This is a genomic window from Chitinophaga lutea (assembly GCF_003813775.1).
Taxonomy (GTDB): domain Bacteria; phylum Bacteroidota; class Bacteroidia; order Chitinophagales; family Chitinophagaceae; genus Chitinophaga; species Chitinophaga lutea.
Genome location: NZ_RPDH01000001.1, coordinates 401,830 through 415,884, shown reverse-complemented (window position 1 = coordinate 415,884; position 14,055 = coordinate 401,830). Strand labels below are relative to the sequence as shown.

11 protein-coding genes and 1 riboswitch are annotated in these 14,055 nt (G+C 51.3%); of the genes, 9 read left to right on the top strand and 2 right to left on the bottom strand.

The window, feature by feature from the left end; translation table 11 throughout:
• Positions 1-14: 14 nt before the first annotated feature.
• Both EGT74_RS01595 and EGT74_RS01590 read right to left on the bottom strand, forming a co-directional pair.
• Entirely contained in the window at positions 15-986 is a 972-nt protein-coding gene (locus EGT74_RS01595) for a ribonucleoside-diphosphate reductase small subunit (RefSeq protein WP_123844787.1), read from the bottom strand.
• Positions 987-1,107: 121 nt separating this feature from the next.
• Positions 1,108-1,324, bottom strand: a riboswitch (cobalamin riboswitch).
• A gap of 182 nt (positions 1,325-1,506) precedes the next feature.
• Positions 1,507-3,060 carry a hypothetical protein gene (locus EGT74_RS01590; protein ID WP_123844786.1) on the bottom strand — a complete coding sequence of 518 codons (1,554 nt, stop codon included), beginning with the start codon at positions 3,058-3,060 and terminating at the stop codon, positions 1,507-1,509.
• Between the two features lie 244 nt (positions 3,061-3,304).
• On the opposite strand from EGT74_RS01590, the gene leuC reads away from it, so the two are divergent.
• The 9 genes from leuC (at position 3,305) to EGT74_RS01545 (ending at position 14,007) form a co-directional block, all read left to right on the top strand.
• A complete protein-coding gene (gene leuC, locus EGT74_RS01585; RefSeq protein WP_123844785.1) occupies positions 3,305-4,702 on the top strand; it encodes a 3-isopropylmalate dehydratase large subunit in 1,398 nt (465 codons plus the stop codon).
• 18 nt (positions 4,703-4,720) lie between these two features.
• Entirely contained in the window at positions 4,721-5,320 is a 600-nt protein-coding gene (gene leuD / locus EGT74_RS01580; protein ID WP_123844784.1) for a 3-isopropylmalate dehydratase small subunit, read from the top strand.
• An 8-nt stretch (positions 5,321-5,328) separates the two neighbouring features.
• Positions 5,329-6,408 carry a 3-isopropylmalate dehydrogenase gene (leuB, locus tag EGT74_RS01575; protein WP_123844783.1) on the top strand — a complete coding sequence of 360 codons (1,080 nt, stop codon included), beginning with the start codon at positions 5,329-5,331 and terminating at the stop codon, positions 6,406-6,408.
• Between the two features lie 18 nt (positions 6,409-6,426).
• A complete protein-coding gene (locus EGT74_RS01570) occupies positions 6,427-7,932 on the top strand; it encodes a 2-isopropylmalate synthase (RefSeq protein WP_123844782.1) in 1,506 nt (501 codons plus the stop codon).
• 673 nt (positions 7,933-8,605) lie between these two features.
• On the top strand, positions 8,606-10,255 hold the full coding sequence (locus tag EGT74_RS01565; protein ID WP_123844781.1) for a vitamin K epoxide reductase family protein: 1,650 nt from the start codon (positions 8,606-8,608) through the stop codon (positions 10,253-10,255).
• A 10-nt stretch (positions 10,256-10,265) separates the two neighbouring features.
• A complete protein-coding gene (locus EGT74_RS01560; protein WP_123844780.1) occupies positions 10,266-10,598 on the top strand; it encodes a hypothetical protein in 333 nt (110 codons plus the stop codon).
• A 146-nt stretch (positions 10,599-10,744) separates the two neighbouring features.
• Positions 10,745-11,017 carry a hypothetical protein gene (locus EGT74_RS01555; RefSeq protein WP_123844779.1) on the top strand — a complete coding sequence of 91 codons (273 nt, stop codon included), beginning with the start codon at positions 10,745-10,747 and terminating at the stop codon, positions 11,015-11,017.
• Between the two features lie 475 nt (positions 11,018-11,492).
• Entirely contained in the window at positions 11,493-12,485 is a 993-nt protein-coding gene (locus tag EGT74_RS01550; RefSeq protein ID WP_158617956.1) for a TlpA family protein disulfide reductase, read from the top strand.
• 646 nt (positions 12,486-13,131) lie between these two features.
• Complete coding sequence (locus EGT74_RS01545) at positions 13,132-14,007, top strand: TlpA family protein disulfide reductase (RefSeq protein ID WP_158617955.1); 876 nt, start codon at positions 13,132-13,134, stop codon at positions 14,005-14,007.
• The last annotated feature ends 48 nt before the right edge of the window (positions 14,008-14,055 follow it).

Below are 14,055 nucleotides of genomic sequence, written 5' to 3'. Positions count from 1 at the left end.
TTATATGGAGTTGATTAGAAGTCTTCGTCGAGGCTGAACGTCTGGGTTTCTTTGGTGCCCATTACGCCCGCTTTCTGGTAATCGCCCACGCGTTTTTCGAAGAAGTTGGTTTTGCCCTGCAGGGAGATCATTTCCATGAAATCGAAGGGGTTGGTGCTGTTGAACATTTTTTTGCAGCCCAGTGCCACCAGCCAGCGGTCTGCCACGAACTCGATGTATTGTTTCATCAGGTCGGCGTTCATGCCGATCAGTGCGGCCGGCAGTGCGTCGGTGATGAATTCTTTTTCGATGGCCACGGCGTCGCCGATGATCTCATGCACTTCCTGTTCGCTGAGTTTGCCCTGCAGCATGGAGTAGAGGAGGCAGGCGAATTCGCAGTGCAGTCCTTCGTCGCGGCTGATCAGCTCGTTGGAGAAGGTAAGACCGGGCATCAGGCCGCGTTTTTTCAGCCAGAAGATGGAGCAGAAGCTGCCGCTGAAGAAAATGCCTTCCACGGCCGCAAAAGCTACCAGCCTTTGGGCGAAGCTGCCGTTCTCGATCCAGCGCAGCGCCCATTCCGCTTTTCTTTTCACGGCAGGCACGGTGTCGATGGCATGGAACAGCCGGTCTTTTTCAGCGGGGTCTTTTATGTACGTGTCGATCAGCAGCGCATAGGTTTCGGAGTGGATGTTTTCCATCATGATCTGGAAACCATAGAAACAGCGCGCTTCGGGTATCTGTACTTCGCTCATGAAGTTCACCGCCAGGTTCTCGTTCACGATCCCGTCGGACGCGGCGAAAAAGGCCAGTACATGCGAAATGAAGTGGCGCTCGCCGTCGTTGAGGCCGGCCCAGTCTTTCAGGTCGCTCGACAAATCAATCTCCTCCGCCGTCCAGAAACTGGCCTCGTGCCTTTTATACTGTTCCCAGATAGCGGGATAGTTAATCGGCAGCAGCACAAAGCGGTCTTTGTTGTCTTTCAATAAAATCTCATTCTCGTTACTCATACAAATATTTTTTTATATGGCTTTACTGTCCTGTTATTCACGGGAGGGGACGGCGGCATGATATCCTGGAAGTGATACTCTAAGGGTCAAAATCGCCATTACCTTGTTTCGCGAAGGTTTTGACAAAAACATTGCTTTGGCAGGTCTCCTGGCTTTCCCTTGCCGGGTGTGCCTTCCCGCCCCGTTTCCGGGACAGTGGCATGTAGGAGGTTTCCGGCATCTTCCGTTGGTAAACGGGTCAGGGGATCACAGTAGCGCGTCTGCTCGTGAGTTCCACACGATTCCCTATTAATTCACACGTTTTGTTTTCGATAGAAGCCAAAGCAACGAAGTCAAGAACTGATGCAAATGTAACGATCGGAGCAGCCAGGCAAACTCATAAGTTATCCCCCTATGTGGATAAAGAAAACAACAATTTTGCGAAGGTAGCAGGGGTGTACATTCCCGACTTTTACACATGGATATGCACGCCCCTGATATGAAATAAAGGTTAAATGTGTCGGGAAACTGGCACGCCTGCTTAAATCCGCGGCACCTTGTTGAGGAACTTCTTCCTGATCACCTCCTGCACGGGAATGCCTTCGATTTTGCTTTCCAGCCAGCTCACGATGTCGAGGTACAGGTAACTGCGCCGCTCGTACGGGTTTTTGGCGATCACTTCGAGCTTTTCCTTCAGATCCCTGAACGCCGTGCGCAGCGCCTTGGGGTTGGCGTACATGTTTTTGCGGAGGAACTTGAGGATCTCTTCCATCACCTGGCTAAGGTCTTTGTTCTTGGCGATGAAGTGGTACACGGATTTGATGAGGTATTCCACCAGGCTGTAGTTCTCCAGCTCGTAATGCGCGATCAGGTGGAGGATGCGCGCAAAACACTGGATGTCTGCTCGCAGGTTGCCGATGCGCAGGTGGATGATCTTGTTCAGGTAAACAATGGCGTTGTTATTGTCGCCGCTGCCGAAATACAGGCAGGCGATCTTGTAATAGAACACCAGCACCCGGTGCTGGTCCACTGTCAGCTGGTGCTCGGAGATTTTTTCCTCCACCTCGGCCACCAGCTTCAGCCCCTCGGTAAAAGTACCGTCGAGGAAGTGGCTGTTGATCTTGCTCGTGTACAGGTACACGAAGGCGGAGGTACGGGTGTTTTCGTTGAGGCTTTCTTCCTTTTCGATGATGAAACTCTCCATCACGCCCAGCACCTCGATGAACTTCTCGTGGTTCATGGTGTGGAAGTGCGCCGTAAGCAGGTTATGCAGGGCTTTGATATACAGGTCCACATCCGTGTCTTTCAGCACGGGGTATTCGGTGAACAGGTCCACCCACTTCTGGGTATACCGGTAATACATCACGAAGTCCTGGAGGATGTAATAATACCAGCAGTACGCCTGGTACAGGTAGATGCGCTCGTAAAAGCTCATGCTGCCCTGCCGTACGCCGGGCAGGTTGGTCTCGAAAAAGCTTTTCAGCATGTGGGAATCCTTCTCGTCCCGGGCATGGCCCAGCTTGAGGTACATGCCGTACATGCGCAGGGCCAGGGTGGAGAGTTTGCTCACATTGTTGAGCTGCTCGTTGATGATGCGGCTTTCGTCGCTCAGCTCCTCGGCCCGGTTATCGAGGCTGCGGGTGATGTGGCGGCTTTCGATCAGCTTTTCAAACTCCACGATCTCGAAATACAGCATCACTTCCTCCTGCTCGCGCGCACTGGTTTTGGCCTTGGCCAGGATTTTCAGGCTCTGGTTGTACAGCCCCTTGTTGTACAGCACACGGGCATAGTCCAGCTGCTCCCGCAGCTCGATCAGCGGATCCTTGGTTTTATACAGCAAACGCAGGGTGGTGAGGAGATGTTTGTACAGGTGGGCCTTTACATTGCTCAACTGCTGTTTTTTGATGTCGGGCACCTTCTTCAGAACCTGCTCCTCGTCGTACTCCTTCATTTTGTCCAAAGCCTGGAACAGCTGTATGAAAAGTACGTCCTCCTTGGTGTTATCCCGGTTAAAAGCCAGCTGGAAATTCCGTTTTTCTGCTTTTGTGAGCGTTTTTATCAGTATGAATAACGCATCGTTCTGCGTGTTGGACATCGTTGTTACAAAGTTGTAAATTCTTGATTTTCAATAAATTATTGGCTGCGTAAGACAGTTGCTAATCGTAATAATGACAAATTTAACGATCTGTGGTTTAAATGTGTCAATTAGATTTGAAGGTGTAAAGCGTCAGGAATTACAAATATACGGCATTCACGGCGAATGTATTTTGATATTGAATTAATAACATATGATATACATTTACATGCCTGAAACGGCCGCGAGAAAAAGCTAATTACGCATGGGGAGAACATTATTTGACAAGATTTGGGACAGCCACATCGTGGCCAGCAAGCCGGGTTTTCCGGATGCGGTGTATATCAACACCCATTTCATTCATGAGGTAACCAGTCCGCAGGCGTTCGACGGCCTGCGCAAGCGCAACATTCCCGTATTCCGGCCTGCCAAGACCCGGGCTACGCCGGACCATAACGTACCCACCATCGACCAGCACCTGCCCATCAAAGAGGCGCTGAGCCGCAAACAGGTGGAAATGCTCACGGCCAACACCACGGAGTTCGGGATAGCGCTCTACGGCCTGGGCCATCCTTACCAGGGCATCGTACACGTGATCGGTCCCGAGCTGGGCATCACCCTGCCGGGCATGACCATCGTGTGCGGCGACAGCCATACCTCCACACATGGGGCCTTCGGCGCCGTGGCCTTCGGCATCGGCACCTCCGAAGTAGAGCAGGTACTGGCCACCCAGTGTATTCTGCAGTACAAGCCCAAGCGGATGAAAATCGAGGTGAACGGCCAGCTGAAAAAGGGCGTGGTATCGAAAGACATCATCCTGTACATCATTTCCAAAATTTCCGCATCCGGCGCTACCGGGTATTTCGTGGAGTATGCCGGCGAGGCCATCCGCAACCTGAGCATGGAAGCGCGCATGACCGTCTGCAACATGAGCATCGAAATGGGAGCGAGGGGCGGCCTGATTGCGCCGGACCAGACTACCTTCGATTATATCAAAGGCCGCGAGTTCGCGCCGAAGGGGGAAGACTGGGACAAGGCCCTGGCTTACTGGAAAACGCTCCGCAGCGACGAGGATGCCGGATTCGACGCCGTGCTCCATTTTGATGCGGCCGACATCGAGCCCCAGATCACCTACGGCACCAACCCCGGCATGGGCATGGGCGTTACCCAGCACATCCCCGCGCTGAGCGACATCGAAGACAAGGAAAAACCTTCTTTCTCCAAGTCTCTCCAGTATATGGACCTTCAGCCGGGCAGCAGCCTGCTGGGCAAAAAGGTGGATTATGTGTTCATCGGCAGCTGCACCAACTCCCGCATCGAAGACCTCCGCATGGTGGCCAGTTTCGTGAAAGGGAAGAAAAAGGCCGATGATGTGACCGTGTGGATTGTGCCAGGGTCCAAACAGGTAGAGGCGCAGGCCATCGAAGAAGGCATCGATAAGATATTCGAAGCCGCCGGGTTCCAGCTGCGCCAGCCGGGCTGCAGCGCCTGCCTGGGCATGAACGAAGACAAAATTCCCGCCGGCAAGTACTGCGTGGCCACCTCCAACCGTAACTTTGAAGGCAGGCAGGGGCCCAACGCCAGAACTTTCCTGGCCAGCCCCCTCACCGCAGCGGCAGCCGCCATTACCGGAAAAGTGACAGACGTGCGGGAAATGATTTGATATTTTTAAGGCAACACCATGAGCAAACAGTTTTCAAACATGGTATCCACCGCGGTACCATTACCCATAGAAAATATAGACACCGACCAGATCATCCCGGCCCGCTTCCTGAAAGCGACCACCCGGGAAGGGTTTGGTGAAAACCTGTTCCGCGACTGGCGGTTTGATGAGCAGAACGCCCCCAAGCGGGACTTCGTGCTCAACAACCCCATCTATAAAGGGCAGGTGCTGGTGGCCGGCAAAAACTTCGGCTGCGGCTCCTCCCGTGAGCATGCCGCCTGGGCCCTGGCTGATTACGGATTTAAAGTAGTGGTCAGCAGCTTTTTTGCAGACATCTTTAAAAACAACGCCCTCAACAACTTTATCCTGCCCGTGCAGGTGAGCGATGAATTTCTTCAAAAGATTTTCACCGCCATCGAAAAAGACCCCGCCGCGGAACTCGAAGTGAACCTCGACGAGCAGTTCATCCGCATCGTGCCCACCGGAGAACAGGAAACCTTTGCCATCAATCCATACAAAAAGACGTGCCTCCTCAACGGGTACGACGATATCGATTACCTGCTGAGCCTGCGCGAAACAATCGGCGCATACGAAGCAACAAGACCGTTCAATTTCTAATTCAACATATGGGAGTTACAAAAAAAATTCTGGTGATACCCGGAGACGGAATCGGGCAGGAAGTGACAGCCTGGGGGAAGAAGGTGCTGGAGACGATCGCTGCCAACTACAAACACACGTTTACTTTTGACGAAGGCATCATGGGTCACGTAGCCATCGAGGCCACGGGCGACCCGCTGCCGGAAGAAACGCTGAACAAGGCCCGGCAGAGCGACGCCATCCTGTTCGGCGCCATCGGCCATGCCAAATACGACAATGATCCTACATTGAAAGTGCGCCCCGAACAGGGCCTGCTGAAAATCCGCAAGGAACTGGGCCTTTACGCCAACCTGCGGCCCATAAAATTATTCGACGACCTGCTGCAGGCTTCCAGCATCAAGCCTGAAATCCTCCAGGGCGCCGACATCCTCTTTTTCCGCGAACTGACCGGCGACGTGTATTTCGGGGAAAAGAAAAGGAGCGACGACCGCACCACCGCGTCCGATCTCATGATCTACCACCGCTACGAAGTGGAGCGCATCGCGCGCCGCGCTTATGAAGCCGCCCGCACGCGCCGCAAAAAACTCTGCTCCGTAGACAAAGCCAACGTGCTGGAAGCGTCCCGCCTCTGGAGAGAAGTGGTGCAGGAGATCGCGAAGGAATATCCCGACGTGGAAACCGAGCACATGTTCATCGACAATGCCGCCATGCAGCTGATCAAAGACCCGAAGCGTTTCGACGTGGTGGTGACCGGCAACCTGTTTGGCGACATTCTGACCGATGAGGCCTCCCAGATCGCAGGTTCCATGGGCATGCTGGCATCGGCCTCCGTGGGCGACCGCGTAGGTTTCTACGAGCCCATCCACGGTTCCGCGCACGACATCACCGGCAAAGGCATCGCCAACCCGCTGGCGTCGATTTTATCGGCCGCCCTCCTGCTCGATATCTCTTTCGGCCTGAAAGAAGAATCACAGCGGGTTATACGCGCCGTAGACGCTACGCTGCGCCAGGGTTTCCGTACCATGGACATTGCCAACAAACATACGCCCAACGATTGTGTACTGGGTACGGATGCCATGGGCACCCAGGTTTTGAAGAATCTTAACTAACTAATTAATTCATATATCATGGATAAGAATCGTGTTTATGTTTTTGATACCACCCTGCGCGATGGCGAACAAGTGCCGGGCTGCCAGTTGACCACCGTCGAAAAGATCATCGTGGCCAAAGAACTGGAAGCCCTCGGCGTGGACGTGATCGAAGCGGGTTTCCCGATTTCGAGCCCCGGTGACTTCCAGAGCGTGGTGGAAATTTCCAAAGCAGTGTCTGAGCCCGTGATCTGCGCCCTTACCCGCGCCAACACGGCCGACATCGATGCCGCCGCCGCCGCCCTGCAATACGCCAAACGCAAACGTATCCACACCGGCATCGGTTCGTCTGACATGCACATCAAATACAAATTCAACAGCACCCGCGAAGCCATCCTGGAGCGCGCCGCGGAAGCCGTAAAATATGCCCGCAAGTTCGTGGACGATGTGGAGTTTTATGCCGAAGACGCGGGCCGCGCAGACAACGAGTACCTCGCCCGCATGATCGAAGCGGTCATCGCCGCAGGCGCTACCGTTGTGAACATCCCGGATACAAACGGTTATTGCCTGCCTGAACAATACGGCGCCAAGATCAAGTACCTGATGGATAATGTGAAGAACATCGACAAAGCCATCATTTCCGTTCACTGTCACAACGACCTCGGTCTGGCCACCGCCAACACCATCGCCGGCGTGATGAACGGCGCCCGCCAGGTGGAATGCACCATCAACGGCATCGGCGAAAGAGCCGGTAACACCTCCCTCGAAGAGGTGGCGATGATCCTCAAAACCCACCACGCCCTCGGTTACACTACCGGCATCAACAGCAAACGCATTTACGACATCAGCAACCTCGTGAGCAATATGATGCGCATGCCCGTGCAGCCGAACAAGGCCATCGTAGGCCGCAACGCCTTTGCGCACAGCTCCGGCATCCACCAGGACGGCGTGCTGAAACACCGCGAGAACTACGAGATCCTCAACCCCGAAGATATCGGGCTGCAGAGCAACTCCATCATCCTTACCGCCCGCAGCGGCCGCCACGCACTGAAACACCATCTCGAAAGACTGGGTTACAAAATCGAGAAGATCAACGTGGATGAAGTGTATACCCGCTTCCTCGAAATGGCGGATTCCAAAAAAGAAATTACGGACCACGACCTGCTGGTGCTCATGGGCGACGGCGGCGTGGACCATTACGACGATAAAGGCATCAAGGTAACGCTGCTGCAGGTGGTATGCGGTGATCCCCTCCGCCCGATGGCTACCGTGAAGCTGAAGATCAACGGAGAGGAAAAAGAAGCCAGCTCCGCCGGCAACGGTCCCGTGAATGCCACCATCAACGCCATTCACGAGATCATCAAAGACGACATCACCATCGACGACTTCAGCATCCAGGCCATGCGCGGGGGCAGCGAAGACGTGAGCAAAGTGAACATGCGCGTACGCCACGACGGCAAATCGTACTACGGTTTCGGTTATTCTACCGATATCGTGAATGCGAGCGTACATGCGTATGTAGACGCGTTGAACAAGATTTACTAAGGAGTTATTTTGTCTGTATAAAGCGCTGTTCCCGGGATGCCGGGACGGCGCTTTTTTGTTTCGGAATCCGCCATTTATATGTCAGCAATGTCAAAATAACGTAGATGTTTGCAAAAATAGTGGCTATTTTTTTCGGGATGCTCAACTAGATTTGGAACAACAAGCTGAAGATCGAACCCGAACCCGAGCCTTAATTTGAACCCTGATAAACTGATGTTAACAACATGAATGCCGCTTCAAAATCCCGGATTTCACCTTTTTCAGGAAATGTGCTGGAAGTAAATAAGGTAATAGACAATAGGTAACATTGTCTCATTGACACAGTATTGCAGGCGCCGGAGGACAACCACCGGATAATGCAATTGCAATGGGTTGTGCTTACTGATATGGAATGTTATGCCATGTTTAATGTAATTGTGGATACGCGTACAGCCCGCATTTATTTTTCCGTTTCCAGGTAAAATGTAGCTGTGGCCTCGCGGTCGCGCAGGTTTGGCATGCGTGTACCGTTGCGCCTCGCTGTAAAAGCAGGGTCGGGCAACAGGATGTTTACAGGATGTGAATGTCGGAAACAGTGCAAGGTCAACTATTTTTCCCCAGATCATTTCATGCCGCGAACTTGAGACAAAGATCAAAATAAACCACGTCGAGTTTTTAAACAAAAGCCCTTAAAATGAACTCATTCCTGAAAAAACTATTTGAGCCCAAAAGCAACGGCCCTGAAATAGCCATGTTGTTGTTGCGGGAACTAAACGTTCCGGTAACTGCCACCACACTGACGAAAGAACTGGAAGAGCACCCGAATTACAATAGCCTGTTAAGTATCAGTGACGTGCTGAACCGGTTTGGCGTTGATAACCTGGCCGCGAGGTTTGACGGAGATAAGTTGTTTGCATTACCTACGCCCTTTATTGTTCAGCTGAAGGGTATGAAAAGCGGGAGGGATTACTTCTCGATAGTGAAGAAAATGGAAGGGGACAACATTCATTACTATGAGCCGACCAATTATAAGTGGAACGTCAGCAAAGCAGACAATTTTCTAGCACGATATAAAGGCGTAGCGCTGCTGGCGGAGGCGGGAGCGTTTGCCGGGGAAAAGGATTTTGTAAAAAAGGCAAAAGAAGAAAAGCGCAAAAGAGGGCTGTATTGGCTCGTAATGTTGTTCCTTCCCCTTGTATTGTGTATTGCGGGCATAACCGGTTTTATGCAGCATGGAGCTGCCGTATGGCCTTCCCTCGGCTATGGCTTGCTGGCGCTGGGGGGCGTGTCGGTTGGGTTTTTATTGTTGTGGTATGAGCTCGATCAGCATAACCCGGCTTTGCAGCAGATATGCGGTATCGGTAAAAAAACAAACTGCGGGGCAATTTTGCAGTCCGGCGCGGCCACAATAGGCGGCGTCAGCTGGAGCGTTATCGGTTTCAGCTATTTTGCGGGGAACCTGCTGCTATTATTGTTTGGAGGTCTTCAGAATATACAGGCGCTGGCAGTTTTAGGCTGGTTGAGCATGTTGGCCCTGCCGTATGTTTTTTTCTCACTCTATTACCAATGGCGGATTGCCCGGCAATGGTGCGTGTTGTGTCTTTGTGCGCAGGCGATACTGGTATTGCAGTCGGTCATATTTATAGCATCGGGATGGCCAGGGGCATTTCCCGTCGCTGAAATAGGTCCCGGATGGATTCCCCTGGTGCTGTTGGCTTACGGGGCTCCTTTCATGGCGGTGAACGCACTGTTGCCTGTTTTTAAAAAGGCCAAGGAGAGCAAAGAGAATAAAGATAACCTTCAGCGGTTAAAGCATAACCCGCAGATATTTGACGCCTTGCTTGTTAAACAGAAACGGATGGCTGTTCCGCCGGATGGATTGGGCATCGTTTTGGGTAACCCTGCAGCGCCCCACAAAATCATAAAGGTGTGTAATCCCTATTGCGGACCGTGTGCCAGAGCGCACGCTCCTATAGAAGAATTGCTGGAAAATAATCCCAATGTGCAATTGCAGATAATTTTCACGGCGAGTAACAGGGAAGGAGATACAGCGGCCGCTCCTGTAAAACACTTGCTGGCCATATCGGAACAAAGCAAAGGCAATGAAGAGGTCATCAAGAAAGGCCTGGACGACTGGTACCTGGCGGATATCAAGGACTATGAGAAATTTGCCGCGAAGCACCCGATAAGTGGCGAATCGAAACAGGAACACAAGATTGATGCAATGCGCCGGTGGTGTGAAGAAACAGGGATTAGCTTTACGCCTACTTTCTTTGTCAATGGTTACCAATTGCCGGATATCTATTCCGCCGGAGATCTGAAACATTTTCTGACAAACCATTAATACGGGGATTATGGCGCTCCTGAAACATATTAACCGTTTGAAGTATGTCGACTTCATGATAAAGAGAAAGGCCACCGGCGACCTGAAAAGCTTTGCAGACAAGAACGGGCTCTGCAAGAGGGCCATGGCGTCCGTTTTATATGAGATGAAAGAACTGGGGTTTCCGATAAAATTCGATAGGGCACGGGGTACATATTATTATGACGAAGACGGAGGAATGGTGAAGCAGCTGTTTGTGACAAGTGATCAGGTACTTTCCAGGGAACAGGTAGCCCTGATCGGAAACGTGGAAACAGCCTGCTTTTCAGAGGTCAATGTCTTCCAGCTTTGCCCGGGCATATAGCGCAGCCGATGCACGTATAGTGCAACAGGTGACTTTAGTTTTGTTGTTGAAAATTTATACTGCTTGAACTCGAGTAATGGCAGTATGACCTTCTTCGGCAGTGGATGTTGAAGAAGGAGGTTTTTTAATCCAACAATTGACGAAAAATGAAAAAATTAAAATTGCAGGCGCTTGAACTGGGCGCAACTGAAGTATTAACGAGCGCACAATTGAAGAATGTATTGGGCGGCGATGGCAGCACCGGGACCTGCTGTGCCCACAGCTCAGGCTGGGACGGCTGGCAATGTGGCCTGTCGAAAACAATGGCGCAGGATTTTCAGGAGAACGGCGGCTGGGATAACTGGTGTTGCGATTCCTGCCAATCTTCATGGAATTCAGCACATCCGAACTGTGCCTACCTGTCTACAGGTTGCTTATAGTCAATACAGCGGCCAGGAATACCTGGCCGCTTAAAAGATGTTTATGTCGAGATTGTTTTTTGTTATGGTTGCCGGGGGGAGTTTTTTTTGCTGCGCGGAAAATAATATTGGAAAGGCGGCGCCGATAACGGCAGATTCGGTTATTACGCTGGTTTCCAAACTGGATGCCGCTTTCGGTTTTTATTATAAAGACGGGATAAGCAGCCACCCCAGCTTTTTAGCAAAGGATGTTCCCTTCCGTATAAAGTCCCGCATTCCTGTTTACATTATGCAGCCGGACGAAAACCAGACGGGGTATTACCTCCGGCCTGGAGATAGTATAGTTGTCGCAAAAGACAGAACCGGAACAATAGAAATGAAAACCGCCGATCCCGTCAGGAATAATGAACTGGCTTTTTTTAGCCGGCTGTCCCGGGATATCGGTGCAGTGAGGCACCTTGGCAATAAAACCTATATCCGCAATGAAAAAGTTGATTTGAAGGAAAGAGATAGCCTGATTAATAAAAAGCACCAGGAGAGGCTCGGTTACCTGCATGCATATCAGGCAAAACACAAGGTGTCGGCCGGTTTTGTGGATTATGCAGGCAAGGCGTTTTATTACGCCGGTATCTATGAAAAGCTCTATTTGTTTTATCCCGGGTATGATAGGAACAAAATCAGGTCGTTTTATCGTGATTCCCTGAGCGGCTACCGGAAAACATTCAATTGCGATACCTGCCTGGATCATGCTTTTTTTACCGATGCACTCGTACAGGTAGCCAGAACATCTGCGGAAAAGGAGATAAACGCAACGAGACCGTTTTTATTTTACTCCGGCCTGAACGCCGGGCAGCTACGCCAGATATACGACAGCGCAAAGCTGCACTTTACGGGGAAGGTTCGTAGCTATATGCAGTCGGATATCCTGGAATTACTGATTGCCAACAGGCAGGTGAGCCAGACGGAGGCGGAAAATCTACGCAGGGAAATTGATGACGAAGACTTCAGGGAGCAGATCGGCAGGCAGATAAAAATGCGCTTTAAACGGGAACTGGCAGGAAACCTTTCCGGGCAAAAGTTATTTTCGCCGGATTCGTCTTTCCGTTCCTGGAACGACTTCCTGAAACAGCATCGCAACCGGGTGTTATATATCGACTTTTGGGCGAGCTGGTGTGTGCCCTGCCTCGCCGCAATGCCGGCATCCTTGAAGCTGAAGAGAAAGTACGCCGGCAAACCCGTTGATTTTATTTATATCTCGCTCGACGAAGATTTTGACAAATGGAAATCGGCCGCGGAAAACCAGCAAATCCGAACATTCTCCTACTGGGGAGAAGGTGATTTTGTTTCTCTTCTTGCAAAGAAGTTTAAAATCGCTTCGATTCCGAGGTATATGATAGTGGATAAAGCAGGGAATGTTTTTTCGGACGATGCGATGGGGCCTGGTGACAGCAACCTTACGCCCGTTCTGGATGATCTGATCAAACGATGAGAACTTTGCATGTAGATTTCCAGCTGTATATACCCGGTACTGCATACTCAACCCTGACTGACGGCAGGGTGCTTAGATAGGATATTTTCTTGCTGTTTAGGCAGCAGCGGGAAAAGAACGGGATGCCTGCTGATACCGGAGTACTACGGTATCAGAGCCCGGAACCGCCGGAACGCTGTTGCAGTGTACAATGCAATGCAGACGGCGAAAACTTGCCTGGCAAGCCAGAAAATCAAATTGTATTCACCAACAAAAAAATCAGGAATGAAAAAGTTAAAACTTAAAGCTTTGGAATTAGGCGCCAGCGAAGTGCTTACCAGGGCCCAACTGCAAAGTGTACTGGGTGGTGACGGAAGCAGCGGTACCGGCCTGTGTGTCCATTGTACGGGGTATGGCAAAGCTTGCGGGGAATGGTCGCAGGTTTGTTACTATCGTTCAAATCCGACCGGTAGTGCCGACGCCGTCTGCGGGCAAATCTACTCCGGCTGCGAAAGCGCTTATGGCTGGTGGGGAGATTGTAGCAGTGGATGTATTATGAATTGATTTTTGATATAGAAGGCTGCCAAAAAGGTTGCATCACATGTGGGCCTGGCGGCAGCCTTTTATTCCTTGCTGCTATCCGATCATTTATAAAAAAAATGTCAATATGAGAGGGCTGTTCCTTTTGCTCCTGCTTCTAGCTGCTACAGGCCAAGATCACAGTGCCCAGACAAAGAAGCAAGGTTCTCCCGCAACGGCAGGCGGAGCGGACAGGTATGATAAACTGAAAGTCGACACCAACTACCGGTTTATGTCGATGGAGTCGATCGGCGCCTATTTCTCCGAACGGCTGCAGGAACTGAAACGGCTGAAGGAAACCGGGGCCGGCGTCAATGTTGATTCGGTATACCATGAGTACGGATTTGACCTGAATCGCTGCAGGATTAAATACCTGGAGAGAAACGCGAAGGATATGCACAACTTCCGGCATTTGCTTTATCTCACCCAGGACAGCAGACTTGAACACGGCCGGCTTCAGGCGCTTTTCAACACATACCCGGAATCGGTTCGGAAAACTCCGCTTGGAGAGCAGGTGTTCCGGAATTTAAACCGGGCGGAAAACACCTTGGAAAAACCGAAGATCGCACGTTTGCTTGAGTACGAATTTAAGTCTGTGAACGGGAATGCTTTTAGAATCGGGGAAGTCAGGAATCCATATATACTGATCGATTTTTGGGCATCCTGGTGCGGCCCCTGTATTATGGAGAACAGGGGATTGCTTGAACTGTACGGCGCAATGGATACGTCCGTTGTACGCGTTATAGGCGTTTCCCTCGATGTAGATGCAGGTAAATGGAAAAACGTAATTGCTCGGGAAAGGTATCCCTGGACGAATGTTGCCGATCTGAAAGGCTGGGAATCACCCATCGCCAAACTGTTGCAGATTAACGGTATTCCGTTGAAGCTGCTGGTAGATAAGGATCTGAACCTGGTTAAGTATAACCCGGATGTTCCCTATTTGAGGAAAAAGTTCACAAAATAGAAAAATGGGAAAAGCTGCCGACCCGGGCGGCCGGATGTATAACGAGGT

Excerpts from the sequence above, each read along its gene's own strand:
- EGT74_RS01595 (WP_123844787.1), bottom strand. The coding sequence starts at position 986 with ATGAGTAACGAGAATGAGATTTTATTGAAAGACAACAAAGACCGCTTT.
- EGT74_RS01590 (WP_123844786.1), bottom strand. The coding sequence starts at position 3,060 with ATGTCCAACACGCAGAACGATGCGTTATTCATACTGATAAAAACGCTC.
- leuC (WP_123844785.1), top strand. The coding sequence starts at position 3,305 with ATGGGGAGAACATTATTTGACAAGATTTGGGACAGCCACATCGTGGCC.
- leuD (WP_123844784.1), top strand. The coding sequence starts at position 4,721 with ATGAGCAAACAGTTTTCAAACATGGTATCCACCGCGGTACCATTACCC.
- leuB (WP_123844783.1), top strand. The coding sequence starts at position 5,329 with ATGGGAGTTACAAAAAAAATTCTGGTGATACCCGGAGACGGAATCGGG.
- EGT74_RS01570 (WP_123844782.1), top strand. The coding sequence starts at position 6,427 with ATGGATAAGAATCGTGTTTATGTTTTTGATACCACCCTGCGCGATGGC.
- EGT74_RS01565 (WP_123844781.1), top strand. The coding sequence starts at position 8,606 with ATGAACTCATTCCTGAAAAAACTATTTGAGCCCAAAAGCAACGGCCCT.
- EGT74_RS01560 (WP_123844780.1), top strand. The coding sequence starts at position 10,266 with ATGGCGCTCCTGAAACATATTAACCGTTTGAAGTATGTCGACTTCATG.
- EGT74_RS01555 (WP_123844779.1), top strand. The coding sequence starts at position 10,745 with ATGAAAAAATTAAAATTGCAGGCGCTTGAACTGGGCGCAACTGAAGTA.
- EGT74_RS01545 (WP_158617955.1), top strand. The coding sequence starts at position 13,132 with ATGAGAGGGCTGTTCCTTTTGCTCCTGCTTCTAGCTGCTACAGGCCAA.